Below are 26935 nucleotides of genomic sequence, written 5' to 3' on the forward strand. Positions count from 1 at the left end.
CTGACAGCGCCTCACGGGTGGAACGGCCCCCGCCCCAGCTGCTCGCGCACCGGTACCACCTCCGGCTGGACCAGGGCCCGGCGCTGCCAGTTCGCCCCGTCGACCACCAGGGTGTGGCCGGTGACGAAGCGGGCGTACGGCGAGGCCAGGAAGGTGGCGGCCCAGCCCAGTTCGCGCGGGGCGCCCACCCGCAGGGCGGGCTGCCGGCCGTCCTTGGAGTCCGGGGCGGCGAGCTCCAGCCCGCCCCGGATGTCCTCGGTCATGTCGGCGTGCGGGAACAGCCCGGGCACCAGGCCGTTGACGCGGATCCCGTACGGCCCCCACTCCACGGCGAGGGTCTCCACCAGGTTCTTCACCCCGGCCTTGGCGGCGGCGCTGTGGGCGAAGCCGGGGCCGCCGGTCCACGCGTACGAGGCGCCGACGCTGACGATCGCCCCCGGGGTGCCGGCGGCGAGGTGGCGCCGGCCGAACTCGCGGGTCATGAACCAGGTCCCGGTCAGGGTGGTGTCGACCACCGCCCGCCAGGCATTGGGGGACAGGTCCTCGGCCGGGCTGGGGAAGTTCGCCGCGGCGTTGTTGACCAGTACGTCCGGCAGTCCCAGCGCGGCCCCGGCGGCGTCGAAGACCGCCGCGACCCGCTCGGGGTCCCGGATGTCGCAGACCGCGGCCGCCACCCGGCCCGCGCCGGGTACGGCCGCCAGCTCCTCGCGCGCCGCCTCCAGCTGCCCGGCGCGGCGCCCCGCGATCAGCAGGTCCGCGCCGAGCCTGGCGAACTCGGCGGCGATGGCCTTGCCCAGCCCGGTGCCGCCGCCGGTCACGAGGACCACCTGCCCGGCGTACGTGCCGGGGGGCAGGGCGGCGGCGCCTAGCGGAGGGGGCGCGGGCAGGCCGCGCCTGATCTCGTCCGTCATGGGGCATCGATAGCGCGCCGCCGCGCAGATCGCCATGCCCGTGACGGCGGCCGCTGCGCCCGGCCCTGCTCCGGCCGCTACTTCGGCTGGTACGCCTGCTTCGTCGCGCAGGTCCAGATCACCGGCTTCAGCGTGCCGCCCGCGTTGACGGCCGCGCCGCCGACCCGGCCGTCGTCCGCGACCGACGAGGCGGCGCTCGCCTGGTTCGCGGCGAGCCGCGGCAGGGCGAGGACCGGCCCGGTACCCGTCCACAGCTGCGCCTGGTCGGGGAGGGTCTGGATGTCCGGGTGGAACTTGGCGGTGCCGACGGACACGTTGCCCGTCGGGCTGATCGCCTCGAAGGTGCCGTACGGGTGGGTCTTCAGCGCCCCGGGGGCGCCGACGGGCCCGGAGTACGGCGGGGTCCAGGTCACCGGCAGGAACTGGTAGCCCATGCCGTTCCAGTCGTAGCCGACCACGCGGCCGCTCTCGTCGATGTCCTGTACCCAGCTGTCGTTGGACGTGCGGGACAGGGCCTTGGCCGGTCCGCCGTCGGCGGGCCAGAGGACCGGGTAGCTCCCTTCCAGGTGCGCGCCGGTCTCCGGGACCTCGTAGTCCTCGCGCGCCGTGCCGATGACGTCGCCCTTGTTGTTGATGCCGGTGACCAGCTCGACCCGGGTGCCGGGTGCGGCGTCCGCCGGCACGGCCAGGTCGCGGACCTTCCGGCCGTCCTTCCACACGGTGCCCTGGCCCGGCCGGGTGCGCGAGACGACGTAGCCGGCGTCGTTGACGTCGGCGTCGTCGGACAGCGAGTCGCTCCCCGGCAGCCGGGTGACCGCGGCGTCGCCCGCCCGGTAGGTGAAGAGGTAGCCGTCGGCGCCGTAGGCGGCGCCCACCATCAGGCCGCCCTTGTTCACGGCGAGCACCGCGCCCGAGAGGTTCGCGTCGGGCATCGGGACCTTGTGGAGCCGGGTGCCGGTCCAGTAGACGGGCTTGCCGCCGGAGAGGCCGGCGGACAGGGTGCCCGAGCCGAGGGCGAGGACCCCCTCGGTCTGCTCGTAGCCCACGCTGTAGCCGCCGGAGCCGATGGAGCCGAGGACCCGGATCCGGGGCGTGCAGGCGGTGGCGGCCGCTGCCGGTCCGGCGGCGGTGACGATCCCGGCCAGGACGAGGGCGGCGGCGGCCGCCGAGCCGGCGCGGCGTGTGTTCGTGCGGGTGCGTGTGCTGTACATCGTTCGGTTCCCCCTGAGGTGTGTGCTCGTGGCGCAGCCGCGCGCCCGGACCGGTCGGCTCCGGGCGCGCGGAATCCCCTGGTGCGTCATATGCCGTGCGCATGCGGCCCGTTGATGCTATCTCCAGGCGCTGGTGTTCATCCGTCGTTCGTTCGTCCGATTTCCGGAGGGGGTGGTCGGGCCCGGGGCGGGGCGGGGGCCCGCCGGGCGGCGATGGCGCGGACCGGGGTTCCCAAGGGGGCAAGCGACCGCTTAGTATGCCGCCGAGCGTGGTCCCTCGACGGCGGCTGGAGGCCCCGGATGCAGGCATGGCGAGTACACACGACCGGCGAACCCCGCGAGGCCATGCGCCTCGAAGAGGTCCCCGAACCGGTGCCCGGCGAGGGCGAGGTGAAACTCCGCGTGCTCGCGGCGAACGTCAACTTCCCCGACGCGCTCCTTGTCCGCGGCCAGTACCAGATCCGCCCGCCCCTGCCCTTCACCCCGGGCGTCGAGGTCTGCGGCCTGACCGAGGACGGCCGGCGCGTCATCGCCAACCCGAGCCTGCCCCACGGCGGATTCGCCGAGTACGTCACCGCCCCCGCCCGGGCCCTGCTCCCCGCCCCCGACACCCTGGACGACGCCGAGGCCGCCGCCCTCCACATCGGCTACCAGACCGGCTGGTTCGGCCTCCACCGCAGGGCCCGCCTCCAGCGCGGCGAGACCCTCCTCGTGCACGCCGCCGCCGGCGGGGTCGGCAGCGCCGCCGTCCAGCTCGGCAAGGCCGCCGGAGCCACCGTCATCGGGGTCGTCGGCGGCAAGGCCAAGGCCCGCACCGCCGGGGAACTCGGCTGCGACCTCGTCATCGACCGCACCGCCGAGGACATCGTCACCCGCGTCAAGGAGTTCACCGGCGGACACGGCGCCGACGTCGTCTACGACCCCGTCGGCGGCGACGCCTACACCGCCTCCGCCAAGTGCGCGGCCTTCGAGGGCCGCATCGTCGTCGTCGGCTTCGCTGGCGGCACCGTCCCCGCCCCCGCCCTCAACCACGCCCTGGTCAAGAACTACGCCGTACTCGGCCTGCACTGGGGCCTGTACGCGGCCAAGGACCCCGCCGCCGTCCTCGCCTGCCACACCGAACTCACCCGCCTCGCCGCCGACGGCGCGATCAGCCCCCTCGTCAGCGAACGCGTCCCGCTCGCCGGGGCCGCCGACGCCGTCCAGCGCCTCGCCGACGGCACCACCACCGGCCGCCTGGTCGTCGTACCGTCCCAGCACGCGGGAGCCGCCCGATGACCGCCGACGCCGAGGAACTCCTCGCCCGCACCCGCGCCCTCCTCGCCGCCCACCCGCCCGCCGCCACCGCCCCCGCCGACTTCCTGCGCGCCCGCTTCGACGCCGGACTCGCCTGGGTGCACTACCCCGACGGACTCGGCGGCCTGGGCGCGCCCCGCACCCTCCAGGCCGTCGTGGACGCCGAACTGGAGGCCGCCGGAGCCCCCGACAACGACCCGCGCCGGATCGGCATCGGCCTCGGCATGGCCGCGCCCACGATCCTCGCCTACGGCACCGAGGAGCAGAAGGCCCGCTTCCTGCGCCCCCTCTGGCTGGGGGAGGAGGTCTGGTGCCAGCTCTTCAGCGAACCCGGAGCCGGCTCCGACCTCGCCGCCCTCGGCACCCGAGCCGTCCTCGACGGAGCGGCCGGCGAATGGGTCGTCGACGGCCAGAAGGTGTGGACCTCCAGCGCCCACACCGCCCGCTGGGCCATCCTCCTCGCCCGCACCGATCCCGACCTCCCCAAGCACCGGGGCATCACCTACTTCCTGTGCGACATGCACGCCCCCGGCGTCGAGGTCCGCCCGCTGCGCCAGATCACCGGCGAGGCCGAGTTCAACGAGGTCTTCCTCACCGGCGTCCGCATTCCCGACACCCACCGCCTCGGTGCCGTCGGCCAGGGCTGGGACGTCGCCCGCACCACCCTGATGAACGAGCGCGTCGCCATCGGCGGCATGCGGATCCCGCGCGAGGGCGGCATGATCGCCCCCGTCGCCGCCGCCTGGCGCGAACGCCCCGCCCTGCGCACCCACGCCCTGCACCAGCGGCTGCTCGAACTGTGGGTGGAGTCGGAGGTCGCCCGGCTCACCGGCGAACGGCTGCGCCAGCAGCTCGCCGCGGGCCGGCCCGGCCCCGAGGGCAGCGGCATGAAGCTCACCTTCGCCCGCCTCAACCAGGAGATCAGCGGCCTGGAGGTGGAACTCCTCGGCGAGGAGGGCCTCCTGTACGAGGACTGGACCATGCGCCGCCCCGAGATCGTCGACTTCACCGGCCGCGACGCCGGCTACCGCTACCTGCGCGCCAAGGGCAACAGCATCGAGGGCGGCACCAGCGAGATCCTCCTCAACATCGTCGCCGAACGCGTCCTCGGCCTGCCCGCCGAACCGCGCGACGACAAGGACACCGCCTGGAAGGACCTCTCCCGATGACGACGCAGCCCGCACCGGCGCCGCAGCCCGCGCCGGGGGCCCCCAGCGCCCCCTACGACCTGCTCTACTCGCAGACCGAGGAGGAACTGCGCGCCGCCGTACGCGCCCTGCTCGCCGACCGCTGCGCGCCCGCCGGCGTTCTCGCCCGCGCCGAGACCGGCCGCCCCCACGACCCCGCGCTCTGGCACACCCTCGCCGCCGGGATCGGCGCCGCCGGGCTCCTCGTCCCCGAGAAGCTCGGCGGGGCGGGCGCGAGCCACCGCGAGGCCGCCGTCGTCCTGGAGGAACTGGGCCGGGCCGTCGCACCCGTGCCGTACCTCACGGGCTCCGTCCTCGCGACCGAGATCCTGCTCGCAGTCGCCTGCGACAACGCCGAAGCCGCCGCCCTGATCGGGGAGGCCGCGGCCGGCCGGGTGGTCTGCGTCCCCGCCCTCCCCCTCACCCTCGCCCCCGGCGCGCCCCTGCCGGTACCGGTCCACGACAGCGGCGGCGGGGTCCTCAGCGGCACCGTCACCTCGGTCGCGGACGCGGTGGCCGCGGACGTCCTGCTCGTCCTCGCCGGCACCGGGCTGTACGCCGTCCCCGCGGACCGCGCCGCCCTCACCCCCCGGGTCCCCCTGGACCTGACCCGGCCGCTCGCCGACGTCACCCTCGACGGCGCCGCCGCCACCCGCCTCGCGGACCCCGCCAGCGCCCGGGCCGCCGTCGCCGGAGCCCTGCTGTCCGGCGCAGGACTGCTGGCCTCGGAACAGCTCGGGCTCGCCGAATGGTGCCTGGCCGAGACCGTCGCCCACGTACGGGGCCGCCACCAGTTCAACCGCCCCGTCGGCTCCTTCCAGGCACTCAAGCACCGCCTCGCGCGGCTGTGGCTGGACGTGGCCTCCGCCCGGGCGGCCGCCCGCGCCGCCGCCGACGCCCTCGCCACCGGCGCCCCGGACACCCCGCTCACGGTCGCCGTCGCCCAGGCGTACTGCTCCGGGGTCGCCGTCCGCGCGGCCGAGGAGTGCGTCCAGCTCCACGGCGGCATCGGCATGACCTGGGAACACCCCGCCCACCTCTACCTCAAGCGCGCCAAGGCCGACTCCCTCGCCCTGGGCACCGCCGGCCACCACCGCGGCCTGGTGGCCGACTTCGCGGAACTCCCGGCGCCCTGACCCGGCGGCGGGGGCCCGCTCCACGCGGAGCCCCCGCCCCGGCGCCCGCGCGCCGCAGGCCGGTCCCTATCCTCACCGCATGACGACCACGATCACCCGGCTCACCGGCACCGCCCTCGCCGCCCACCGAGGCGAACTCGCCTCCCTGCTCGTCGACATCGTCGACGGCGGGGCCTCCCTCGGCTTCCTCGCCGGCCTGGACCACGAGGACGCAGCCGCCTGGTGGGACAGCCTGGGGCCCGCCGTCGAGGAGGGCTCCCTCGCGCTCTGGGCCGCCCGCGGCACCGACGGCCGCCTGGAGGGCACCGTCAGCTGGTACCGGGAGTCCAAGCCCAACGGGCGCCACCGCGCCGAGCTGCGCAAGCTCATGGTCCACCCCGCCGCCCGGGGCCGCGGCACCGCCCGCGCGCTGCTGGCCGAAGCCGAACGGGAAGCCGCCCTCGCCGGGATCGTCCTGCTCTTCCTCGACACCGAGACCGGCAGCGGCGCCGAGCACGTCTACCGCTCCGCAGGATGGACCGAGGCGGGCACCATCCCCGACTACGCCACCGACCCGGCCGGCGTGCTGCGCCCCACCACCCTCTTCCACAAGCACCCGGAGCACCCCTGAGGCCGGCCGCACCGGGCACCCCGGGCCCACCGGCTGACAAGTGACCTCGCACGGCCGCTCCTCGTTGGACAGGTGAACGCCGACCGCCGAGCGAGGGAGACCGTATGTACGCAGCAGCCGCCGGACCACCGACCCGCCGCGCGGTCCTGCGTACGGCCTTCGGCGCGGCCGTGGCGGGCGGCGTGGCCGCGGCCCTGGCGCCCGTACTGCGCGCCCGCGGCCCCCGCCAGACCCTCACCCCGGCCCCGCTCGCCGAGGAGACGTACCGCGGCCGCCACATCAGCGTCGACCCGGCCTCGGCGCAGGTCCGCATCGACGGCCGGCCCCTGCACGTCATGCGCCGTGCCGACGGGAGCTACCTCAGCGGGGTCAACCACTTCCAGTCCTACGAGACCCCGCTGGAGCTGGCCCGCGCCGCCGTCGACGAACTCGGCACGAACCAACTGGCCTTCGCGGCCCCGCACCACGGCTGACGGACGGGAACGGGAGGAGCCCCGCGTTGTACACCCGGCAGAACCAGAAGAACCTGACCAGCGCCCAGAAGAAGCGGTTCACGGCCGCCCTGCTGGAACTCAAGCGCAACGGCACCTACGACCAGTTCGTCCGCACCCACGGCACCTACTTCGTGCCCGACCGGGACCGAAAGCTGCGCGTCGGGCACATGTCGCCGTCGTTCTTCCCCTGGCACCGGTGCTACCTGCTGGAGTTCGAGAAGCGGCTCAGGGCCGTCGACCCGCAGGTCTCCATCCCGTACTGGGACTGGACCACCGACAACAGCCCCGTCTCCTCCCTCTGGGCCGAGGACTTCCTCGGCGGCACCGGCCGGGAGGGCGACCGCCAGGTGACCACGGGCCCCTTCGCCTACGAGCGGGGCAACTGGACGGTCACGGTCGGGGTCAGCGAGGCCCGCTTCCTCACCCGCAACCTCGGCCGGCCGGCCAGCCCGATCGCCCTGCCGACCGCCGCCGAAGTCCAGTGGGCCATCGACGACCCCGTCTACGACTCCGCGCCCTGGGACTCCACCGCCCGCGAGGGCGGCTTCCGCAACAAGCTGGAGGGCTGGGCGGCGCCCAGGAGCGAGCGCTGGCGCAACCACAACAAGGTCCACCAGTGGATCGGCGGCCACATGACCGGGGGCACCGCCCCCAACGACCCGGCCTTCTGGCTGCACCACGCCTTCGTGGACCTGCTCTGGGACCGCTGGCAGCAGCGCCACCCCGGCTCCGGCTACCTGCCGGCCGCCCCCCTCGAACTGGGCGACCTCCAGCGCGGCCGGGTCATCTCCCTCGACGAGCCGATGCCCCCGTGGGACCTCACCCCGCGCGAGATGCTGGGACACCGGGGCGTCTACCGCTACGAGTGACCGGCGGCCCCGCGTACCACCGGGGGCCGCGGCTCCGCAGCCGCGCGGAGACACGGAAAGGGCCCCCGCCGTACGCGTACGGCGGGGGCCCTTCAGCCGGTCAGGCGGGCGAGACGATCACTCGCCGTAGCTGCCGCCCTCGGTGTGGTGGTTGTCGCCGCCACCGGAGGCGTTGACGCAGGTGTTGCCGAAGGCCGGGTTCAGCAGGGCGATCACGTTGACGGTGTTGCCGCAGACGTTGACCGGGATGTGGACCGGGACCTGCACCACGTTGCCGGACCCGACACCGGGGGAGCCGACCGCCGCACCGTGCGCTCCGGCATCGGCGACAGCCAGACCCGCACCCGCGGCCACGGCGGTGCCCGCCACAGCGGTGATGGCGAATGCCTTCGCGATACGCGACATCAAGATCTCCTCATGAGATGTGGGGCGCCGCATCCCTGCGGCGCGTGACATGGCGTACAACGCGGCGGGAGCCGAGTGGTCACGGCCCGTTCGGCTACCGGGTGACACGAAAACGGACAGAGCCGGAGTGCGACCGCACCCGAGTGACCGTTTCCCGGCCGCACAAGCGACACTCCCGGCCCGGCGCGATCCGTTCCGCGCGACCCGATCGTGCCTTGTCAGGCCGTGGACGCCTGTGCGACGGTGCCCCGGAGGACACCCCGGTGAGGAGAGCACGGATGAGCGCAGCGGGCGGCGGGCGGCCCCGGGCCGGTACCGGACACGGCATCGTGGAGGGCCGCTGGGCGGGTGACGGCACCGCCGTCTTCCGGGGGATCCCCTACGCCGCCGCGCCGGTGGGCGCCCGCCGGTTCGACGCCCCGCGGCCCCCGGCGGCCTGGGACGGAGTACGCGACGCCGGGGACTTCGGGCCCACCGCGCCCAAGGTTCCCTACCCGCCGGCCTTCGCCGCCCTGCTGCCCGACCCGAAGGTCCCCGGCGCGAACTGCCTGAACCTGAACGTCTGGACCCCGGACCCGTCTCCCGGCGCCGGCCTGCCCGTGATGGTGTGGCTGCACGGCGGCGCCCACACCCGGGGCTCCTCGGCCGTGCCCGTCTACGACGGGTCGGCGTTCGCCCGCGACGGGATCGTGCTCGTCTCGGTCAACTTCCGGCTCGGCGTCCTCGGTTACGGACTGTTCCCGGACGCGCCCGCCAACCGGGGCCTGCTCGACCAGATCGCCGCCCTCGAATGGGTCCGGGACAACATCGCGGCCTTCGGCGGCGACCCCGCCCGGGTCACCCTCTTCGGCGAGTCCGCCGGGGCCATCAGCGTCGGCGCCCTGCTCGGCGCGCCCCGCGCCGAGGGCCTCTTCGCCCGGGCCGTCCTGCAGAGCGGCGCCCCCGAGGCGCTGCCGCGCGACGGGGTGCGGACCATGGTGCGGCGGATGGCCTCCCTCCTCAAGGTGCCCGCCACCGCCCGGGCCTTCGCGGGGGTGGGCCTGCCCGCGCTGCTCACCGCCCAGGGGGCCGTGCTGCGGCGCTCCTCCCCGGTGCTCGGCGGTCCCGCCTTCGGGCTGGTCACCGACCCGGACTCGCTGCCCGCCGACCCGCTGGAGGCGGCCACCGCCTCGAAGGTGCCGCTGCTGCTGGGCTGGACCGCCGAGGAGCACCGGCTGTGGCTCGCGCCGACCGGCGGCGGGCGGCTGCTCGACCGGCTCGGGCCGGCGGCGGTGGCGCTGGGCCGGCTGCGCGGCGGCAAGGACCGGGCGGCCGTACGGGCGCTGCGGGCCGCGCTGCCGGGGGCGTCCCCGGCCGACCTCGCCGGGCACCTGATCACCGACCGGCTGCTGCGCGACCCGCTGCGCAGGATCGCCGGCGCCCCGCGGCCGGCCCCCAGCCACCTCTACGAGTTCCGCTGGCCCAGCGGCGTACCGGGCCTGGGCGCCTGCCACGCCCTGGAGCTGGGGTTCGTCTTCGACACCCTCGGCGTCCCGGAGTCCACGTGGCTGGCCGGGCCGGACGCCCCGCAGGCGCTGGCCGACGAGATGCACGGGGCGTGGGTCCGCTTCGCCGCCACCGGGGATCCCGGCTGGGCGCCCTGGGACGGCAACGGCCCGCCGAAGTTCTTCGACGGGCCGGAGCCGGAGGCAGTACGGGGCGCGGAGGCCGTTACTCCACTGGTCCTTCCATGACCTTGCTGATGAACTCCATCGGACCCAGGCCCATGTTCGGCACGTAGGTCTTGGCGTTGTGCTGGCCGCCCGGGATCACCCTCAGGCTGGTGTGGATCGGGCCCTTGGTGTACGTCTGGACGAACTTCTGCACGTCCGGCAGCGTCTTCTTGTTGCTCTCGTTGTCGCCGACCTGGAAGGCCAGGTAGACGTCCGGGCCCTTCTTGTCGATGAGCTGCTTGGCGAGGAGCTCCGGGTTGTTCTCGGCCTTCTCCTTGTCGTAGCCCTTCCACAGGGAGGAGTCCGGGACGATGTCCGGGCCGGAGGCGATCACGGCCTTGAACTTGTCGGGGTGCTTCAGCACGGCCTTCAGGCCGGCGAAGCCGCCGGTGGAGGAGCCCATGAAGGCCCAGCCGTCACGGGACTTGACGGTGCGGAAGTTCTCCCGCATCAGGTCCGGGACGTCCTCGGTCAGCCAGGTGCCCATCTTGGGCTGGCCGGGGATGTCGGAGCCGTCCCAGTAGACGCCCTTGTCGTCCGGTCCCGGGTTGAGCACCGGCATGGCGAGGATGAAGGGCTTGCCCTTGCCCTCGTGGTACCACTTGCTGATGCTCGTCTGGAGGCCCAGGTCGGTGCCCATCCAGTAGTTGTTCGGGTAGCCGGCGCCGCCGGGCAGGGCGATCATGACCGGGAAGCCGCTCTTGGCGAACTTCGGGTCGTTGTACTCCTTGGGCGCCCACACCCAGACCTTGCCCGAGAAGCCGGACTTCTTGCCGGTGATGGTGGCGACGCCGATCTGCGTGCCGTCGCTCAGGGTCGAGGTGTTCTTGAAGTCGGTCTTCGGCCCGGTGGGCATCGACATCTTCGAGTTCGGCGCCTGCTTGGCCGCCCCGCCGTTCTTGTCGCCGGCGGAACCGCCGAAGGAGACGTCCTTGCCCTTGTCGGTGAAGGGGGGTATCTCGAAGTAGGCCATCGTGCCCGCCGCGATGCCGCCGAGGGCCAGGACCGCGACGCCCGCGACGATCCAGCGCTTCACCTTGGACTTGCGGCGCGGCTCCTCGCCGTAGGGCGGCTCCGAGTAGCCGTACTGCGGCTGCTCGTACGGGGGCTGCCCGGGGCCCGGCTGGTACCCCTGCCCGGGACGCTGCTGCTCGAAGCGGGGCGGCTCGTAGTCCGGGCGCTCGTAGCGGGGCTGCGCCTGCGTGGGCTCGTCGTAGCCGCCGGGGCGGTACTGGTCCTGCGGCGGGCGGGGCGGCTGCGGCCGGCCCTGCGGCGGCCCGCCGTAGGGTCCGGCTCCCTGCGGGGCGCGGCCTTGCGGCGGCTGGGGCCCGCCGCCCTGGGGCGCGTACTGCGGCGGGCCCTGCTGTCGGCCTTGCTGCCGGCCGGGCTGCTGCCCTTGCGGCCGGTACGGCGGCTGGTCCTGGCCGTCGGGTTCGTACGACATGTGCGGTGGCTCTCCGGCTGTTGCTGCCCCGTTTGGGGATGGTCTGCTTCCGTTCGAATGATGAGCGAAAGCCCTGCTGGGTTCCTCATTTTTACTTCTCTTGGGTTTCCGCGGGGAAGGTCATTACCCGTCACCCACGGTGCCCCCGGTGTTCCCTTCCCGTTATCCAAGCATCCCTGGCTCATGCACATGCCGGTGGGTATGGTGCGTCCGCGCCGCCGCCCCACATCCCCGCGCCATCCCCACGCCCGGAGGTATGTCCCCGTGTTTGGCATGACCATTTCACGGCCTCGCCGCAAGACCGCCCTCGCCACCGCCTTCGGCGCCACCGCCGCCGGAGCCGCCCTCTGGGCCGGAATCGGTGCCGCACCCCCCGCGCACGCGGCGGGCCTCCCCGCCCCCGACCACACCGTCGTCGTGGTCTTCGAGAACCACGCCTACAACCAGGTCATCGGCAGCTCCAGCGCCCCCTACATCAACTCCCTGAAGGCCGGGGGCGCCAACCTCACCAGCTCCTACGGCATCACCCACCCCAGCCAGCCCAACTACCTCCAGCTGTTCTCCGGTTCCCACCAGGGCGTCACCGGCGACAGCTGCTACACCCCCGGCTTCAGCTCCGCCCCCAACCTCGCCTCCGAGCTGATAGCCGCCGGCAAGAGCTGGGCCAGCTACAACGAGGGTCTCCCCAGCCAGGGCTCCACCACCTGCTCCAGCGGCAAGTACGCCCGCAAGCACAACCCCTGGTTCGCCTTCTCCAACGTGCCCACGAGCACGGCGAAGACGATGGCGCAGTTCCCCACCGACTTCACCACCCTGCCCAAGGTGTCCTTCGTCGTCCCCGACCTGTGCAACGACATGCACGACTGCTCCGTCGGCACCGGCGACACCTGGCTCAAGAACAAGCTCAAGGCCTACGCGGACTGGGCCAAGACCCACAACAGCCTCCTCGTCGTCACCTTCGACGAGGACAACCGGCTCGCCGGCAACAAGATCCCGACCGTGCTCTACGGCCAGCCCGTCACCCCCGGCTCCACCTCCTCCACCACCTACAACCACTACGACGTGCTGCGCACCCTGGAGGGCCTGGCCGGGCTGACCACCCACGCCGGGAACGCCGCCACCGCCAAGGACATCACGGGGATCTGGGCCTCCTGACCATGTACGTCTCGGACAGCCGCGGCACCCCCGCGCCGGCCGGGCCGCAGGCCGCCGCCCCGGGCACCAGCCCGGGGCGGCGCGCCGCCCTCGCCCCCACGGTCCTCGCCCTCGGCACGGTCTCCCTGATCACCGACGTCTCCTCCGAGATGGTCACGGCCGTGCTCCCGCTCTACCTCGTCGCCGGACTCGGCCTCAGCCCCCTCGGCTTCGGCCTGCTCGACGGCCTCTACAACGGCGTCAGCGCCCTGGTCCGGCTCACCGGCGGCCACCTCGGCGACCGCCTCGGCCGCCACAAGGCCCTCGCCGGAATCGGCTACGGCCTCTCCGCCCTGTGCAAGCCGCTGCTGCTGCTCGCCCACACCCTGCCCGCCATCGGCGCCGTCCTCGCCCTCGACCGCACCGGCAAGGGACTGCGCACCGCCCCCCGCGACGCGCTGATCTCCCTGGCCACCGACCCCGCCGCACGCGGCCGGGCCTTCGGAGTCCACCGGGCCATGGACACCGCCGGCGCGCTGATCGGGCCGATCCTCGCCTTCCTGATCCTGCGCGGCGCCGCCGACGGCTACGACGCCGTCTTCACCGTCAGCGCCTGCGTGGCAGCGCTCGGCGTCCTGGTCCTCGTGCTCTTCGTACCCGGCCGCCGCACCGCCCCCGCGGCCGCGGCAGCCCCCGTGTCCCTACGCGGCGCCCTGGGCCTGCTGCGCCGCCGCGACCTGCGCCGGACCGCCCTCTGCGCCCTGCTGCTGGGCCTGTGCACCGTCAGCGACGCCTTCGTCTTCCTACTGCTCCAGCGGGCCACCGGAATCGCCGACCGCTGGTTCGCGCTGCTCCCGCTGGGCACCGCCGCCGCCTTCTTCCTGCTGGCCCTGCCGCTGGGCCGGCTCGCCGACCGGGTCGGCCGCCGGGCCGCCTTCCTCGGCGGCCACCTCGCGCTGCTCGCCGTGTACGCCCTGCTCCTCACCGGCGCGCACCACCCGGTGCTGCCGTACGCGGTGCTCCTGCTGCACGGCGCCTTCTACGCCGCCACCGACGGCGTGCTCATGGCCGAGGCCGCCGGAGCCGTCCCCGAGGAGCACCACGGCGCCGGGCTCGCCCTCGTCCAGACCGGCCAGGCCCTCGCCCGGTTCGCCGCCTCCCTCGGCTTCGGCGCCGCCTGGACCCTCTGGGGCGCCCGGCCCGCACTCGCCGCGGCCGCAGTCCTGCTCGCCGCGGCCCTCGCCGGATGCCTGTGGCTGCGGCCCGCCGACACCCCCTAGGGGGTGTCCGCGAAGTGGCGCCTGTCCCGCCGGACGGACGGTGCCACTTCGCGGACCCCATAGGCCTGATCCCCCTCCCCGAAAGGCCCCCATGACCCTCCAGCGCCGGATCCTGATCCTGGTCACCGCCGTCCTGCTGCTCGCCGGAGTCGGGGTGTTCGCCGTCGTGCGGGCCTCCTCGCGCGCCGCCGAGAAGGACCAGGCCCGAGCCGGAGGGCCGCAGGTCACCCGGGGCGAGGTCTCGCTGGCCCCGGGCGCCGGCGCCCGGATCGTCTTCCGGAACATGGCCTGGGGCCCGCACCGCGACGAGCTCGCCACCGTCCCGGCCGGGGCGCCCGAGGGTCCCCGTACCGCCTCCGGAGTCAGCTGCCTGCGCTTCCACGCCGCGGCAGGCACCGGGATCTGCCTCCAGGCCGACAAGGGCGGGGTGCAGGAGAGCTACCGGGCCGTGGTCCTCGACGCCGGCCTGAAGGAGGTCTCGGCCCACCCGCTCGCCGGGATCCCCACCCGCGCCCGGGTCTCGCCCGGCGGGCACCTCGCCGCCTGGACCGTCTTCGTCGGCGGGGACTCGTACGCCGGCACGGACTTCTCCACCCGCACCTCCCTGCTCGACCTGCGCACCGGGAAGCTCGACGCCTCCCTGGAGGACTTCACGGTCCTCAAGGACGGCAAGGAGTACCGCAGCGCCGACGTGAACTTCTGGGGGGTGACCTTCACCGCCGACGAGAAGGCCTTCTACGCGACCCTCGCGACCGGCGGCAGGACCTACCTGGTCCGCGGCGACCTGGCCGCGCGCACGGTCACCACGCTCCGGGAGAACCTGGAGTGCCCCTCGCTGTCCCCCGACGGGACGCGGCTGGTGTTCAAGAAGCGGGTGGCCGGCCTGCCCGCCGAGGCGCCCTGGCGGCTGTACGTACTGGACCTGGCCTCCATGCGGGAGACCCCGCTCGCGGAGGAGCGCAGTGTGGACGACCAGGTGGTGTGGCGTGACGACCGGACGCTCGTCTACTCCCTGCCGGGCGACTTCGGAGCCGACCTGTACACCCTGCCGGCCGACGGCGGCGGAGCCCCCGCCCGGCTGACGGCCTCGGCCCTCGCCCCGGCCTTCCTCGGCTGAACACCGGGGGAGGGGCGCGGGACGAGGGCCGGGACGAGAGCCCAGCAGGACCGTTACGCCGGGATCAGCGTCCGGCGCCGGCGGCGGCGCGGGGCGGCGCTGGAGAGCCGCAGCTCGATGACCGAGCGGACGGTGGGCCACTCCTCGTCGAGGACCGAGTAGAAGGCCGTGCTGCGCACCGCCCCGTCCAGCCCCCGCGAATGGGCCCGGCGGACCCCCTCGCAGGTGAAGCCGAGACGTTCCATCGCGGCACGGGAGCGGCCGTTGCGGGCGTCCGCGCGCAGCGAGATCCGGCGCACGCCCCAGGTCTCGAAGGCGTGGCGCAGCATGAGCAGCTTCGCCTCGGTGTTGATGCCGGTGCCCTGGGCGTCCGGGGACAGCCAGGTGTTCCCGATCTCGGCGGCATCGGGGATCGCCGTCGCCGGATCACCGAAGGGGACCCCCGGGACGGCGGGCCACACCAGCGGACCCTGCCAGTAGTCGAGTTCCAGGAACCGGGTCGAGCCGACCACCCGACCGTCAGTGGCTCTGACGACGGCGAACGCAAGCGATCGACCCGCTGCCTGATCGGCGAGGGCACGGTCGATGTACTCGTGGGACGCCTGCAACCCGTGCGGCACGGGAGTGAAGGCGTAAGTCGTACGATCCTCGGCCCCGGCCACGGCCAGGGCCTCGGTGTGGTGGGGGGCGAGGGGCTCGAGCCGCACGGAGCGGCCGGCGAGGAGTACGGGTACGGGCACGGAGCCTTCGGTCCTTCTGGGCGGTGGGGTGGTTGCACAGTGTGCGCTCCTGACGTCGCCCCCCGCGCAAAACGCGGGTGAAAGGCAACGGGCTGTCAGGTGAACGCGAGTGGCTCAATGTAGCCCCTTAAAGTCCTCTCATGAACCCCCAATTTGGCAATGGCGCGGCATCGTTTTCCGACGACCTCGGTCCCCGCGGCGCGGAGGCCGTCCTGCTGGTCCACGGACACCCGTTCAACCGCTCGATGTGGGCGCCCCAGGCGACGGTACTGGCCGCCGCCGGCTACCGGGTCATAGCCCCTGACCTGCGGGGATACGGGGAGAACCCGGCGGTCGGGGAGCGGACCCTGCTCGCGGACTTCGCCGACGACCTGGCCGCCCGGCTCCGGCACCTGGAAATCGAACAGGCGGTCGTCGGAGGTGTTTCCATGGGCGGGCAGATCGCGCTCGAGCTCCGGTTGCGCCACCCGGGTCTGGTGAGGGCCCTCGTGCTCTCCGACACCTCCCCCGTTCCGGAGTCCGAGGACGGCAAGGAGTTCCGCCGGAAGCTCGCCGAACGGCTCCTCGCGGAGGGTATGCGCCCGTATACCGAAGAGGTCATTGACAAGATGCTGGCGCCCTACAACGTCACCGGCCAGCCGGAGGCCGCCGCCCGGGTCACCGCCATGATGTGCGCCACCGACCCGAAGGGTGCGGCGGCGGCCCTGCGCGGGCGGGCCGAGCGGCCCGACTACCGGCCCGTGCTCGCCGCCCTGCCCGAGGAGGTGCCCTGCCTGGTGCTGGTCGGCGAGGACGACGTCTACACCCCGGTCGCCGAGGCCGAGGCGATGTGCGCGCTGGCGCCGCACGCCCGCCTCGCCGTGATCGAGCGGGCCGGCCACCTGCCGGGGGTGGAACAGCCGGAGGCCTTCAACCGGGCCCTGCTGGAGTTCCTCGCCTCCCTGCCGTGAGCGGTGCTCCGCGGTGGCTGCCGTTCCGTCTGTTCCGCCGTCGATGAACGCCCTGGCCGCGCACGGGCGGCGGGGCTAGGTTGGCCGCCATGCGCGAAGTGATCTTGGAAGATGGTCGGAAGCTGGCGGTCGAGGAGTGGGGGGTGCCCGGCGGGACACCGGTCGTGTACCTGCACGGCAGCCCGATGAGCAGGCTGGCCCGCCACCCGGACGACTCCCTGTTCCGGCGGCTCGGCGTCCGTCTGATCACCTACGACCGGCCCGGATTCGGGTGCTCCGCACCGAGCGGGGGGCGCCGGGTCGTCGATGCCGCCGCGGACGTGGCCGCCGTCGCCGACGCGCTCGGGCTGGACCGCTTCGCGGTGCTCGGGGTGTCCGGTGGCGGCCCGCACGCCCTGGCGTGCGCCGCCGCGCACCCCGGACGCGTCACCCGGGCGGGAGCGCTGGCGAGCCTGGCGCCGCGGGACGCGGCCGGTTTGGACTGGACCGCCGGCATGAACGAGGGGAACCGCCGCAGTGCCGCCGCCGCCCTGGTGGGGCGGGCCGCCGTCATGGAGCACCTCGCGAACGTCGGGACGGCCGGTCTGCCGCCGCTGCCGGAGGTCGAACAGGCCGTCCTGTCCCGGCCGGACGTCAGCGCCATGCTGGGCGCGGCCTTCGCCGAGGCGGTCCGTCCCGGGCTGGACGGCTGGGTGGACGACGTCGTGGCGCTCTTCGGCACCCCGTGGGGCTTCGACCCGGCGGCCGTCACGGTGCCGGTGCGGCTCTGGCACGGCGGCCTGGACACCCTCGTGCCGCCGGCGCACGGCGAATGGCTGGCCGCGCGCATCCCGGGCGCGACCCTGACGCGGCAGCCCGATGCCGGGCACGGCGGCCATTTCGACGCCACTCCCGCGATGCTCGGCTGGCTTGCCGGCGGAGGTGACGGCCCCGCCTGAGATCATCCGGGGATGGACATGGACGACGTACTGCGCCGGCTGGCCGCCGTCGGGCCCTTCTTCTCCGTCCCCTGCGGCGCCGAACCGCCCGGACCGGGTTTCCGGCCGCTCGCGGAGCTGTACGGGGAGCGGCTGGGCCCCTACGTCGAGGAGGTCGGCCGCCGGACCCGGAGCGGCCCGGGGCGGGTCGCGGCCTCCACCGCCCAGTTCGGGATCGCCTCCCGGCTGTGGTCGCTGGGCCTGGGCTGCGCCGCCCTGTCCGGGCGGCTGCCGGACCTGGACCCCGGCCGGGTGTGGTGGCGGCTGCCCGGCGCGGGCTCGCTGGAGCTCTGGCTGCCCGAGCCGGCCGCGGACCTGCCGGCCGAGTCCCTCGGGGAGAGCGTGCTCGGCAGCCTCGGCCCGCTGGACGCCGCCCTGCGGGAGCGGTACGGGGTCTCCGCCAAGGTCCTGCGCGGCAACGCCGCCTCCGGGCTGGTCGGCGCCCTGCGCGTGCTGCTCGACCGGGTACCGCCCGGGGAGGGCGGGGCCGCGGTGGAGCTGGCCGGCGCCCTCCTCGCCGACGGCGGGGCGCTGGCCGGCACGGGCTCCTTCGTCCACGAACCGGGTCTGGGCGTGGCCTTCGTACGGCGCAGCTGCTGCCTCTACTACCGGGTGCCGGGCGGCGGACTCTGCGGGGACTGCGTGCTGCGCACCCGGTGACGCGAAGGGCCACCGGGGAGCGGACCTGCCGCTCCCCGATGGCCCCGTGGTGGCGGTGCGTCCTAGAAGGTGAGGTTCCAGGAGTCGATCTTGCCGGTGTCGCCGCCCGCGTTGTCGTTCACACGGAGCTTCCAGGTGCCGTTCGCGACCTCGGAGGAGGCGTTGACGGTGTAGGTCTGGCTGATGTTGTCCGTGCTGCCGCCGGCCCGGTTGTGGACCGTGTAGACGGTGCCGTCGGGGGCGACCAGGTCGACCTTCAGGTCACCGATGTAGGTGTGCGCGATGTTCACGCCCACCTTGAGGGTGGCCGGGGCGTTGCCGGTCACACCGGTGACGGTGATCGGGCTCTCGACCGTGGTGTTGTCACGGATGGCGAAGTCCGCGGTGTTCTCGAAGTACTTGCCGGCCGGGGGAGTGGAGCCGCCGACCGCCTTCAGCGCGTCGACCTGGCCCTCGCCGAAGAAGGCGTTGTTGGCCGTGGTGCCGGTGCAGCGGCCGTCCGACGGGCACGGGATGTCGTTGGCCTGGGTGGCCAGCCGGTCGCGGATCTGCGCCGGGGTGAGGGCCGGGTTGGCGCTCGCCATCAGCGCGGCGACGCCCACCACGTGCGGGGTGGCCATCGAGGTGCCGCTCTTGGAGCCGTACTTGCCGCCGGGCAGCGTGGAGTAGACGTCCTGGCCCGGGGCCGCGACGTCGATGATGCCCTGGCCGAAGTTGGAGAACGAGGCCTTGGTGGTGCCGGTGCCGTTCGCCGCGACCGTGACCACGCCCGGCAGTTCGGTCGGGATGTCGACGCAGGCGTTGGTGATGTCGCGGGTGACCGGGGTCGAGTCGTTGGGGCTCGCCGTGTCGGTCGTCTTGTGGGCGAGGTCGTAGTTCTCGTTGCCCGCCGCGGCGATCTGGAGCGAGCCCTTGCCCTCGGCGTACGCCTGGGCGCGGTTGACGCCCTCGATGATGGCGGCCTGGTCCAGGTCGTCCGGGCAGTTGAACTGCCACGGGTCGGTGTAGTAGCTGTTGTTGGTGACCTTGAAGCCGTGGTCACCGGCCCACACGAACCCGCAGATGGTGTTCTCGGCGAAGAAGAGCGAGCTGTTCGGCTCGGCGATGCGGACCGAGGAGATCTTCACGCCCGGGGCCACGCCGATGACGCCCTTGCCGTTCTTGGACGCCGCCACCGTGCCGGCGACGTGCGTGCCGTGGTCGCCGACGTCGCGCCAGGCGCCGGCGCGGGTGTCGGTCTTGCCGTAGGCGCAGGAGACCGAGTCGGCGGCGTTGAAGTTCGGCGCCAGGTCCTGGTGCTGGTCGTCCACACCGGTGTCGAGGATGCCGACCTTGACGGCGGCCGAACCGGCGTTGACGGCCCAGGCCTGGTCCGCCTTGATCTGGCTCATGTCGGCGCGGACCGGCTCGCCGGCCGGGGTCGTCGACTGCGCCGGGTTGGCGGGCAGCGCCGGGTTGTAGGCGTCGGCGGGGACGTCCGAGGTGCGGGTGGCGCCGACCTTCTGGACCCCGCTGACCCCGCGCATCGTGGTGGCGAAGGTGCCGGAGGCCGAGTGGGCGACGATCACGCCGATCGCGTCGTAGGACGCGAAGACCGTGCCGCCGTTGGCGGTCACGGCCGAGCGCACCGCCGAACTGTCACCGGGAGCGGTGATCACGAGGTAGGCGCGGGTGCCGGCGGCCCAGGTCGCACTCTGGGAAGCCGGGGCCGCAGCCTTGGGGGCCGCCGCCGGGGCGGAGGCCGGGGAGCCGGAGGGACCGACGGGAGCGGTGCCGGCGAGCGCGGCGGGGGCTCCGAAGGTGAGGGCGGCGCCGAGGGCGGCCGCCAGCACCATCGCACGTCGAGGTCGGCTGGATATGTGGGGTATCAATGCGTCCTCCGAAGGACGGCCCGGCGGTGCTGGTGGCACCTGCCGGGCCGTACGAAACGAGTGGTGGACGCAAGATGTCAGACGCGCTGCCCCGTAGGGAAGTACCTTTCAGCGCAGCAGAGTTGAAGATCACATGGCCGAAAGTAACGGTTCGCGGCCGTTCGTGGGTGTTTGACGCGGCATCCGGCCGGGCTGGGCACCGTGGGGGCGAGCCCTGCCCGACCGGATCCGCCGGGTGCACCGGCCCGGAGGCTCAGGCCGGCACACCGTCCTTGGGGCCGGCCGCCGGGCCGGGTACGGCCGGCGGGGCGGGCTCGACCGGTCCGCCAGGCGCCGTGTGGCCGTCGTCCACCAGCGTGGCCTCGTCGAAGGGCATCCGCCCCGCGAGGACTTCGGCGGCCCGCTCGCGGTCGAACTCCTTCGTCCACGTCCCGATCAGGACGGTGGCCACGGCGTTGCCCGCGAAGTTCGTCAGCGCCCGTGCCTCGCTCATGAAGCGGTCGATGCCGACGATCAGCCCCACCCCGTCGACCAGTTCGGGCCGGTGCGACTGGAGCCCGCCGGCCAGGGTGGCGAGTCCCGCGCCGGTGACCCCGGCCGCGCCCTTGGAGGCCACGATCATGAAGAGCAGCAGCGAGATCTGCTCGCCCAGGGCCAGGGGCTTGCCCATCGCCTCCGCGACGAAGAGCGAGGACATGGTCAGGTAGATGGCGGTCCCGTCCAGGTTGAACGAGTAGCCCGTCGGCACGGTGATGCCGGTGACCGGACGGGAGACGCCCAGGTGCTCCATCTTCGCGATCAGCCGCGGCAGCGCCGACTCGGAGGAGGAGGTCGACAGGATCAGCAGGAACTCCCGGCCCAGGTAGCGCAGCAGCGCGAAGACGCTGACGCCCGTACAGACCCGCAGCAGGGTGCCCAGCACCACGAAGACGAAGAGCAGGCAGGTCGTGTAGAAGCCGATCATGATGACCGCGAGGGACTTCAGCGCGTCGATCCCGGTCGCGCCGACCACGGCCGCGATCGCCCCGAAGGCGCCGACGGGCGCCGCCCACATGATCATCGCCAGCACGCGGAACACCAGCTTCTGCACGTGCCCGATCCCACGCAGCACCGGCTCGCCGGCCGGGCCCATCGCCTGGAGGGCGAACCCGCACAGCAGCGCCACCAGCAGGGTCTGGAGCACCTCGCCCCCGGTGAAGGCGGAGACCAGGGTGGTCGGGATGATCCCCAGCAGGAACTCCTGGGTGCTCTCCGCCCCGCCCGCCTTGGCCTGCGCCTCGCCGGCCCGTGCCGCGGCCTCGGTCAGGTGCAGTCCGCTGCCCGGCTCCAGCAGGTTCCCCACCAGCAGGCCGATGGCCAGCGCCACCGTGGACATCACCATGAAGTACCCGAGGGCCAGCCCGCCCACCGCGCCGACCTTGGCGGCCTTGCGGACCGAGCCGATCCCCAGCACGATCGTGCAGAAGATCACGGGCGAGATCATCATCTTGATGAGGTTCACGAAGCCGGTGCCCAGCGGCTTGAGCTCCACGGCCACGCCGGGTGCGGCGAAGCCGACGGCGATGCCGAGCAGTACCGCGGCGATCACCGCGATGTACAGGTAATGGGTTCTGTCGCGTCTGGCGGCCATGTCGCGCCTCCTGGGGTGGTGAAGTGGTTCCGGGAGACCATCGCCCACCCTGTGACCCCGGTCACCCTTGCGTTCATTGAGTTCACGGCCCGGTGCACACTGAGCGCCATGTTCCGCTTCCCCCGGCCGCCCCGCAGCCTCGCCGGCCAGCTCTTCGCCATGCAGGTCCTGCTGGTCGCGCTCGTCGTCGCCGGCTGCGCGGTCTTCGCGTACGCGACCGCCCGCGACCAGGCCGAGGACGCCGCCCGGCGGCAGGCCGGGGCCGTGGCCCGGGCCGTCGCGGACTCGCCCTCCGTACGCGAGGCCGTCCGCGCCGGCGAGCGCGGAGCCGACCCCTCCGCCGCGCTCCAGCCCTACGCGGAGCGGGTGCGCACCGACTCCGGCGTGGACTTCGTGACGATCATGGCCCCGGACGGGAGGCGCTGGACCCACCCCGACCCGCGCCGCATCGGCGAGCGCTTCCTCGGCAACACCGCCCCCGCCCTGCGCGGCGGCACCTTCAGCGAGACCTACACCGGCACCCTCGGCCCCTCCATCCGCGTGGTCACCCCGCTCCGGGACGCGGACGGCTCCGTGATCGGCCTGGTCAGCGCGGGGATCACCGTCCGGGCCATCAGCGCCCGCCTCGCGGAGCAGCTCACCGCCCTCGCCTGGGTGGCGGCCGGGGCACTGGCCCTCGGCGCGGTGGGTACGTACGTGGTCAACGCCCGGCTGCGCCGCCACACCCACGGCATGGACGCCGCCGGGCTGAGCCGGATGTACGACTACCACCAGGCGGCCCTGCACGGGGTCCGGGAGGGGCTGCTCATGCTCGACGGCCACCGCAGGATCACCCTCATCAACGACGCGGGCCGCGAACTCCTCGGCCTGCGCGGGGAGGTCACCGGCCGCGGCGTCGCCGACCTGGGCCTGCCCGCCCCGCTCACCGGGGCGCTGCTCGCCGACCGGCCGCGGGTCGACGAGGTGCACCTGAGCGCCGAGCGGGTCCTCGTCGTCAACAGCTCGCCGGTGGCGGGCGGCGGCCGCCGCGGCACCGTGGTCACCCTGCGGGACCACACCGAACTCCAGGCCCTCACCGGGGAACTGGACCACGAGCGCGGCTTCACCCAGGCCCTGCGCTCCCAGGCGCACGAGGCGGCCAACCGCCTGCACACCGTGGTCTCCCTGATCGAACTGGGCCGCAGCGAGGAGGCGGTGGAGTTCGCCACCGCCGAACTGGAGCTGGCCCAGGCCCTGACCGACGAGGTCGTCACCGCCGTGGGCGAGCCGGTGCTGGTCGCCCTGCTGCTCGGCAAGGCCGCACAGGCGCACGAGCGCGGCATCGAGCTGGTGGTCGCCCCGGAGTGCGGGGCGATCGAGGCGGGACCGGGAGTGCCTCCGGCCCGGGACCTGGTCACGGTGCTCGGCAACCTCGTCGACAACGCCCTCGACGCCCTGACGGGGGTGCCGGGCGGGCGGATCACCGTCACGGCGCGCCGGGACGCGGCCGGGCTGCTGCTGCGGGTCGCGGACAACGGGCCCGGCCTGCCCGAGGGGGCGGACGTCTTCCGCCGGGGCTGGTCGGGCAAGGGGGAGGGGCGCGGCCTGGGCCTCGCCCTGGTCCGCCAGGTGGCCCACCGGCACGGCGGCTCGGTGGAGGCCGCAGACGCCCCCGGAGGCGGAGCCGCGTTCACGGCTCGCTTCCCGCTCGCGGGCGGTGCGGCGTGAGCGGGCCCGTGCGGGTCCTCGTCGTCGAGGACGACCCCGTCGCCGCCGACGCGCACGCGCTCTACGTCGGCCGGGTGCCCGGCTTCACCGCCGTGGCGGCCGTCCACTCCCTGGCGGAGGCCACCCGGGTGCTGGAGCGCACCCCCGTCGACCTGCTGCTGCTCGACCTCACCCTGCCCGACGGCCACGGGCTGCGCTTCGCGCGCGGGCTGCGGGCGGCCGGGCACCCCGCCGACGTGATCGCGGTGACCTCGGCCCGGGACCTGGCCGTGGTCCGCGAGAGCGTGTCACTGGGCGTGGTGCAGTACGTGCTCAAGCCCTTCGCGTTCCCCACCCTGCGCGAACGGCTGCTGCGCTACGCCGAGTTCCGCGCCGCCGCGGGCGAGGCGGCCGGCCAGGACGACGTGGACCGGGCGCTCGCCGCACTGCGCGCGCCCGCGTCGGCCCAGCTCCCCAAAGGGCTCAGCGCCCCGACCCTGGACCGGGTCGCGGCGCTGCTGCGGGCGGCGCCCGGAGGACTGACCGCCGCGGGGGCGGCCGAGGCGGCCGGGATCTCGCGGATCACCGCCCGCCGGTACCTGGAGCACCTGGTGGACACCGGGCGCGCGGACCGCACGCCCCGGTACGGGCAGGTCGGCCGCCCGGAACTGCACTACCGCTGGCTGGCGGCGGCCGGCTCGGTGTCGAACGTGTAGAACTTCCGGTGGTCGAGCATGTCCGCCGGGGTCACGTCGTTCCACGGCCGCATCGTGTCGCGCAGGTCGACCACGTTGGGGGTGCCGGCGGCGGGCAGGTAGGGGGAGTTCGGGTTCTTCGCCTGCCAGTCCGCCCAGAGCTTGTCCACGAAGGCGTGGTGCATCCAGAAGACCGGGTCGTTGGGGGAGACGCCGGTGCCCATCTGGCCGCCGACCCACACGTGCACCCGGTTGTGCAGGTTGGCGCCGCGCCAGCCCTCCAGGTTGTTGCGGAAGCCGTTCGAGGAGCTGTTCCAGGGGGCCATGTCGTAGACCGGCATGGCCAGTACGGCGTCCACCTCGGCCCGCGTCGGCAGCTGGGCGACGCCCTCGCCGAGCGCGCGCCGCAGGTAGGAGCGGCCGTCCACGCGGACCGCTATCTCCCACTTGCCCGTCGCGTAGGCGAAGGGGCCGTCCATGACCTGCCCGTCGCGGGCGCGGCCGGTGCCGCCGAGGAAGTCGGCGGCCCAGAGGGAGGAGCGGGCGGTGCGGTCGGCGGTCCAGTCCCAGTACGGGAGCGCGACGCTCTTGTCCACCGCCTGAAGAGCCGCTTCGAACTCCAGCAGAAAGCGGCGGTGCCAGGGGAGGAAGGAGGGGGAGCGGTGGCCCACCCGGTCGCCCGAGTCGGTGTCGCTCATGATGAAGCCGTTGTGGGTGGTGACGAAGCGGTCGTAGCGGCCGGTGCGCTTCAGTTCGAGCAGCGCGTTGGTGAAGGCGCGCTTCTCCTCGGCGGTCAGCGAGGCCTGGTTCTTGCGGACGGTCATCACATGCCGCCCATCTGCATCGGGGCGAGCTGGGCGCCCTGGAGCTCGCGCACGGCGGCCCGGGCCAGCGAAGCCGGGTCGGCGAAGGTCTCGTAGTGGTTGACCACGCTGATCCAGGTGCCGTCGGCGTTGCGCATGACGTGCAGCTCGCGGCCGTCTATCCGGACGGTCGGCGTCCCGGCGCCGCCGTGATGGCCGCCGTGGTGACCGCCGCCGGTGGCGGGGGATATCTGGATGCGGCGGCCCTGGTACACCTCGTCGACGGTGCCGGCCGGGGTGGCGGCGGCACGGGAGTCGGTGGCGGCGGCGTGCGCGGTGGCGCCCGCTATGCCGAGGACGGTGAGTGCGCCGGCAGTGGTGCCCAAGGCCTGCCGACGGGTGATCTTGTTCATGGCGGAAGAACTATCAGGGCCTGTACGACAGTTGACCGCTATCCGGACATCGGCGGACAAGTTCTATGACGAACCATTTGGGCGATCTTCCCGTCCGGACCGGCTCCAGTGGCCCGGACGGGAAGATCTGCGGAGGAAATGCTACTCGACGGTAATTTTTTCGGCCGAGCAGGGGGTCCTATGGAGGGGGTCACACCCGGTACTCGGCCGGAAGCGGTGCCGGGAACCGCCCCGCGCGACCGGTTCTCGAGAGGTTCTGCAGCCGCGTTATGCAGAGATTTGCGCCTATAGTCCGGATATGGCTCTCCATCAGACGAAGGACGCGCACGCCCGCGACGACGGGACGGACGTGTTCGCGTCCGCCCTGAGCGGCCAGATCCTCCCGAAGTACCGGATGCCCGACGACCACTCGCCCTCCGAGGTCGTCTACTCGCTCCTGCACAACGAGCTGCTCCTCGACGGCAACGCCGCCCAGAACCTGGCCACCTTCTGCACCACCTGGTCCGACGACGCGGTGCACCGCCTGATGAACGAGTGCCTCGACAAGAACATGATCGACAAGGACGAGTACCCGCAGACCGCCGAGATCGAGGCCCGCTGCGTCAACATCCTGGCCGACCTCTGGAACGCCCCGCCCGGCCACGTCGGCACCGGCTGCTCCACCACCGGCTCCAGCGAGGCCGCCATGCTCGGCGGCCTCGCCCTCAAATGGCGCTGGCGCGAACGCCGCCGCGCCGAGGGCAGACCCGCCGACCGGCCCAACCTGGTGTGCGGCCCCGTCCAGATCTGCTGGGAGAAGTTCGCCCGCTACTTCGACGTCGAGCTGCGCCAGGTCCCCCTGGAACCCGGCGCCACCGGCCTGCGCCCCCACCAGCTCGCCGCGTACGTCGACGAGAACACCATCGGCGTCGTCGCCATCCTCGGCGTCACCTACACGTGCGACTACGAGCCCGTCGCCGAGATCGCCGCCGCCCTCGACCGGATCCAGGCCGAGCACGGCTGGGACGTCCCCGTCCACGTGGACGCGGCCAGCGGGGGCTTCGTCGCCCCCTTCCTCCACCCCGGCACGGTCTGGGACTTCCGGCTGCCGCGCGTGGCCTCGATCAACACCTCGGGGCACAAGTACGGGCTCGCCCCCCTCGGCGTCGGCTGGATCGTGTGGCGCACCGCCGACCTGCTCCCCGCCCAGCTCGTCTTCGACGTGGACTACCTGGGCGGCGACATGCCCACCTTCGCGCTCAACTTCTCCCGCCCGGGCGGAGAGGTCATCGCCCAGTACTACCTCTTCCTGCGGCTGGGCCGGGGCGGCTACCGGCGCGTCCAGCAGGCCTGCGCCGACACCGCCCGGTACCTGGCCGCCGAGATCGAGGGCATGGGGCCCTTCACCCTGCTCTACGACGGCCAGGGCGCCCTGCCCGCCGTCTCCTACGCGCTCACCGACCCGGCCGCGGCCGGCTTCAGCCTGTACGACCTCTCCGACCGGCTGCGGATGCGCGGCTGGCAGGTGCCCTCGTACCCGCTGCCCGCCGACCGGCAGGACACCGTCGTCCAGCGCGTGCTCGTCCGGCACGGGGTGACCCGCGACCAGGCCGCCCTGCTCGTCGACGACCTGCGCCGGGCCGTGGAACACCTCACCGCCGCGCCGCAGCCCGTCCCCGCCACCGAGCCCCGGTCCGGCTTCCACCACTGACGGGCGGCCCGACG

The 26935-nt window shown here is 73.8% G+C and carries 25 protein-coding genes; 16 read left to right on the plus strand and 9 right to left on the minus strand.

Annotation, left to right across the window (positions count from 1 at the left end; translation table 11 throughout):
- Positions 1-11: 11 nt before the first annotated feature.
- Positions 12-911: an SDR family oxidoreductase gene (locus tag ACZ597_RS31605; RefSeq protein WP_471337603.1), complete on the minus strand. Its 900-nt coding sequence runs from the start codon at positions 909-911 to the stop codon at positions 12-14.
- Positions 912-988: 77 nt separating this feature from the next.
- Positions 989-2122 carry a hypothetical protein gene (locus tag ACZ597_RS31610; RefSeq protein ID WP_471337607.1) on the minus strand — a complete coding sequence of 378 codons (1134 nt, stop codon included), beginning with the start codon at positions 2120-2122 and terminating at the stop codon, positions 989-991.
- 300 nt (positions 2123-2422) lie between these two features.
- On the opposite strand from ACZ597_RS31610, the gene ACZ597_RS31615 reads away from it, so the two are divergent.
- The 6 genes from ACZ597_RS31615 to ACZ597_RS31640 all read left to right on the plus strand — a co-directional run bounded on the left by ACZ597_RS31615 (position 2423) and on the right by ACZ597_RS31640 (position 7714).
- Positions 2423-3400, plus strand: coding sequence for an NADPH:quinone oxidoreductase family protein (locus tag ACZ597_RS31615; protein ID WP_471337611.1), 978 nt, complete (start codon positions 2423-2425; stop codon positions 3398-3400).
- Positions 3397-4587, plus strand: a complete 1191-nt coding sequence (locus ACZ597_RS31620) for an acyl-CoA dehydrogenase family protein (protein WP_471337614.1) — start codon at positions 3397-3399, stop codon at positions 4585-4587. The genes ACZ597_RS31615 and ACZ597_RS31620 overlap by 4 nt, the downstream gene beginning before the upstream one ends.
- Entirely contained in the window at positions 4584-5741 is a 1158-nt protein-coding gene (locus tag ACZ597_RS31625; protein WP_471337617.1) for an acyl-CoA dehydrogenase family protein, read from the plus strand. Before ACZ597_RS31620 ends, ACZ597_RS31625 begins: the two co-directional genes overlap by 4 nt.
- Before the next feature lie 79 nt (positions 5742-5820).
- On the plus strand, positions 5821-6351 hold the full coding sequence (locus tag ACZ597_RS31630; protein ID WP_471337620.1) for a GNAT family N-acetyltransferase: 531 nt from the start codon (positions 5821-5823) through the stop codon (positions 6349-6351).
- 104 nt (positions 6352-6455) lie between these two features.
- Complete coding sequence (locus tag ACZ597_RS31635) at positions 6456-6824, plus strand: tyrosinase family oxidase copper chaperone (RefSeq protein ID WP_471337623.1); 369 nt, start codon at positions 6456-6458, stop codon at positions 6822-6824.
- A gap of 26 nt (positions 6825-6850) precedes the next feature.
- A complete protein-coding gene (locus ACZ597_RS31640) occupies positions 6851-7714 on the plus strand; it encodes a tyrosinase family protein (RefSeq protein WP_471337626.1) in 864 nt (287 codons plus the stop codon).
- A 117-nt stretch (positions 7715-7831) separates the two neighbouring features.
- Here ACZ597_RS31640 and ACZ597_RS31645 read toward each other — a convergent pair whose 3' ends face one another.
- A complete protein-coding gene (locus ACZ597_RS31645; protein WP_471337629.1) occupies positions 7832-8119 on the minus strand; it encodes a chaplin in 288 nt (95 codons plus the stop codon).
- A 278-nt stretch (positions 8120-8397) separates the two neighbouring features.
- On the opposite strand from ACZ597_RS31645, the gene ACZ597_RS31650 reads away from it, so the two are divergent.
- Positions 8398-9852 carry a carboxylesterase/lipase family protein gene (locus ACZ597_RS31650; RefSeq protein WP_471337632.1) on the plus strand — a complete coding sequence of 485 codons (1455 nt, stop codon included), beginning with the start codon at positions 8398-8400 and terminating at the stop codon, positions 9850-9852.
- Here ACZ597_RS31650 and ACZ597_RS31655 read toward each other — a convergent pair.
- Entirely contained in the window at positions 9830-11275 is a 1446-nt protein-coding gene (locus ACZ597_RS31655) for an alpha/beta hydrolase (RefSeq protein ID WP_471337635.1), read from the minus strand. The two genes, ACZ597_RS31650 and ACZ597_RS31655, sit on opposite strands and share 23 nt — an antisense overlap.
- Positions 11276-11548: 273 nt before the next feature.
- Between ACZ597_RS31655 and ACZ597_RS31660 the strand changes: the two genes are divergently transcribed.
- The 3 genes from ACZ597_RS31660 (at position 11549) to ACZ597_RS31670 (ending at position 14806) form a co-directional block, all read left to right on the plus strand.
- Entirely contained in the window at positions 11549-12430 is an 882-nt protein-coding gene (locus tag ACZ597_RS31660) for an alkaline phosphatase family protein (protein ID WP_471337639.1), read from the plus strand.
- Between the two features lie 2 nt (positions 12431-12432).
- Positions 12433-13689 carry an MFS transporter gene (locus ACZ597_RS31665; protein ID WP_471337642.1) on the plus strand — a complete coding sequence of 419 codons (1257 nt, stop codon included), beginning with the start codon at positions 12433-12435 and terminating at the stop codon, positions 13687-13689.
- A gap of 91 nt (positions 13690-13780) precedes the next feature.
- Positions 13781-14806: a TolB family protein gene (locus tag ACZ597_RS31670; RefSeq protein WP_471337649.1), complete on the plus strand. Its 1026-nt coding sequence runs from the start codon at positions 13781-13783 to the stop codon at positions 14804-14806.
- A 53-nt stretch (positions 14807-14859) separates the two neighbouring features.
- Here the strand turns inward: ACZ597_RS31670 and ACZ597_RS31675 are convergent, their stop codons facing one another.
- Positions 14860-15546, minus strand: a complete 687-nt coding sequence (locus ACZ597_RS31675; protein WP_471337656.1) for a GNAT family N-acetyltransferase — start codon at positions 15544-15546, stop codon at positions 14860-14862.
- Positions 15547-15686: 140 nt separating this feature from the next.
- Between ACZ597_RS31675 and ACZ597_RS31680 the strand changes: the two genes are divergently transcribed.
- The 3 genes from ACZ597_RS31680 to ACZ597_RS31690 all read left to right on the plus strand — a co-directional run bounded on the left by ACZ597_RS31680 (position 15687) and on the right by ACZ597_RS31690 (position 18133).
- Complete coding sequence (locus tag ACZ597_RS31680) at positions 15687-16496, plus strand: alpha/beta fold hydrolase (protein WP_471337662.1); 810 nt, start codon at positions 15687-15689, stop codon at positions 16494-16496.
- Between the two features lie 89 nt (positions 16497-16585).
- Entirely contained in the window at positions 16586-17434 is an 849-nt protein-coding gene (locus ACZ597_RS31685; RefSeq protein ID WP_471337664.1) for an alpha/beta fold hydrolase, read from the plus strand.
- Between the two features lie 12 nt (positions 17435-17446).
- Positions 17447-18133: a (2Fe-2S)-binding protein gene (locus ACZ597_RS31690; protein WP_471337670.1), complete on the plus strand. Its 687-nt coding sequence runs from the start codon at positions 17447-17449 to the stop codon at positions 18131-18133.
- Positions 18134-18195: 62 nt separating this feature from the next.
- On the opposite strand, the gene ACZ597_RS31695 is transcribed toward ACZ597_RS31690, so the two are convergent.
- Entirely contained in the window at positions 18196-19965 is a 1770-nt protein-coding gene (locus tag ACZ597_RS31695) for a S8 family serine peptidase (protein ID WP_471337800.1), read from the minus strand.
- 292 nt (positions 19966-20257) lie between these two features.
- Positions 20258-21634 (minus strand): cation:dicarboxylate symporter family transporter, encoded by a 1377-nt coding sequence (locus tag ACZ597_RS31700; protein ID WP_471337677.1) that lies wholly within the window; start codon positions 21632-21634, stop codon positions 20258-20260.
- A gap of 108 nt (positions 21635-21742) precedes the next feature.
- Here ACZ597_RS31700 and ACZ597_RS31705 point away from each other — a divergent pair, with 108 nt between their 5' ends.
- Positions 21743-23341, plus strand: a complete 1599-nt coding sequence (locus ACZ597_RS31705) for a sensor histidine kinase (RefSeq protein ID WP_471337684.1) — start codon at positions 21743-21745, stop codon at positions 23339-23341.
- Positions 23338-24036 (plus strand): response regulator, encoded by a 699-nt coding sequence (locus ACZ597_RS31710; protein ID WP_471337690.1) that lies wholly within the window; start codon positions 23338-23340, stop codon positions 24034-24036. The genes ACZ597_RS31705 and ACZ597_RS31710 overlap by 4 nt, the downstream gene beginning before the upstream one ends.
- Here the strand turns inward: ACZ597_RS31710 and melC2 are convergent.
- Positions 23994-24839 (minus strand): tyrosinase MelC2, encoded by an 846-nt coding sequence (gene melC2, locus ACZ597_RS31715; protein WP_471337696.1) that lies wholly within the window; start codon positions 24837-24839, stop codon positions 23994-23996. The genes ACZ597_RS31710 and melC2 overlap by 43 nt on opposite strands.
- Positions 24839-25231 (minus strand): apotyrosinase chaperone MelC1, encoded by a 393-nt coding sequence (melC1, locus tag ACZ597_RS31720; protein WP_471337702.1) that lies wholly within the window; start codon positions 25229-25231, stop codon positions 24839-24841. The genes melC2 and melC1 overlap by 1 nt, the downstream gene beginning before the upstream one ends.
- A 298-nt stretch (positions 25232-25529) precedes the next feature.
- Between melC1 and ACZ597_RS31725 the strand changes: the two genes are divergently transcribed.
- The gene (locus ACZ597_RS31725; protein ID WP_471337707.1) at positions 25530-26921 is read left to right on the plus strand and encodes a glutamate decarboxylase; all 1392 of its coding nucleotides are present in this window, start codon (positions 25530-25532) and stop codon (positions 26919-26921) included.
- Positions 26922-26935 lie beyond the last annotated feature (14 nt).

The organism is Streptomyces sp. NPDC040718 (assembly GCF_055593565.1).

Excerpts from the sequence above, each read along its gene's own strand:
- ACZ597_RS31605 (WP_471337603.1), bottom strand. The coding sequence starts at position 911 with ATGACGGACGAGATCAGGCGCGGCCTGCCCGCGCCCCCTCCGCTAGGC.
- ACZ597_RS31610 (WP_471337607.1), bottom strand. The coding sequence starts at position 2,122 with ATGTACAGCACACGCACCCGCACGAACACACGCCGCGCCGGCTCGGCG.
- ACZ597_RS31615 (WP_471337611.1), top strand. The coding sequence starts at position 2,423 with ATGCAGGCATGGCGAGTACACACGACCGGCGAACCCCGCGAGGCCATG.
- ACZ597_RS31620 (WP_471337614.1), top strand. The coding sequence starts at position 3,397 with ATGACCGCCGACGCCGAGGAACTCCTCGCCCGCACCCGCGCCCTCCTC.
- ACZ597_RS31625 (WP_471337617.1), top strand. The coding sequence starts at position 4,584 with ATGACGACGCAGCCCGCACCGGCGCCGCAGCCCGCGCCGGGGGCCCCC.
- ACZ597_RS31630 (WP_471337620.1), top strand. The coding sequence starts at position 5,821 with ATGACGACCACGATCACCCGGCTCACCGGCACCGCCCTCGCCGCCCAC.
- ACZ597_RS31635 (WP_471337623.1), top strand. The coding sequence starts at position 6,456 with ATGTACGCAGCAGCCGCCGGACCACCGACCCGCCGCGCGGTCCTGCGT.
- ACZ597_RS31645 (WP_471337629.1), bottom strand. The coding sequence starts at position 8,119 with ATGTCGCGTATCGCGAAGGCATTCGCCATCACCGCTGTGGCGGGCACC.
- ACZ597_RS31650 (WP_471337632.1), top strand. The coding sequence starts at position 8,398 with ATGAGCGCAGCGGGCGGCGGGCGGCCCCGGGCCGGTACCGGACACGGC.
- ACZ597_RS31655 (WP_471337635.1), bottom strand. The coding sequence starts at position 11,275 with ATGTCGTACGAACCCGACGGCCAGGACCAGCCGCCGTACCGGCCGCAA.
- ACZ597_RS31660 (WP_471337639.1), top strand. The coding sequence starts at position 11,549 with ATGACCATTTCACGGCCTCGCCGCAAGACCGCCCTCGCCACCGCCTTC.
- ACZ597_RS31665 (WP_471337642.1), top strand. The coding sequence starts at position 12,433 with ATGTACGTCTCGGACAGCCGCGGCACCCCCGCGCCGGCCGGGCCGCAG.
- ACZ597_RS31670 (WP_471337649.1), top strand. The coding sequence starts at position 13,781 with ATGACCCTCCAGCGCCGGATCCTGATCCTGGTCACCGCCGTCCTGCTG.
- ACZ597_RS31680 (WP_471337662.1), top strand. The coding sequence starts at position 15,687 with ATGAACCCCCAATTTGGCAATGGCGCGGCATCGTTTTCCGACGACCTC.
- ACZ597_RS31685 (WP_471337664.1), top strand. The coding sequence starts at position 16,586 with ATGCGCGAAGTGATCTTGGAAGATGGTCGGAAGCTGGCGGTCGAGGAG.
- ACZ597_RS31690 (WP_471337670.1), top strand. The coding sequence starts at position 17,447 with ATGGACATGGACGACGTACTGCGCCGGCTGGCCGCCGTCGGGCCCTTC.
- ACZ597_RS31700 (WP_471337677.1), bottom strand. The coding sequence starts at position 21,634 with ATGGCCGCCAGACGCGACAGAACCCATTACCTGTACATCGCGGTGATC.
- ACZ597_RS31705 (WP_471337684.1), top strand. The coding sequence starts at position 21,743 with ATGTTCCGCTTCCCCCGGCCGCCCCGCAGCCTCGCCGGCCAGCTCTTC.
- melC2 (WP_471337696.1), bottom strand. The coding sequence starts at position 24,839 with ATGACCGTCCGCAAGAACCAGGCCTCGCTGACCGCCGAGGAGAAGCGC.
- melC1 (WP_471337702.1), bottom strand. The coding sequence starts at position 25,231 with ATGAACAAGATCACCCGTCGGCAGGCCTTGGGCACCACTGCCGGCGCA.
- ACZ597_RS31725 (WP_471337707.1), top strand. The coding sequence starts at position 25,530 with ATGGCTCTCCATCAGACGAAGGACGCGCACGCCCGCGACGACGGGACG.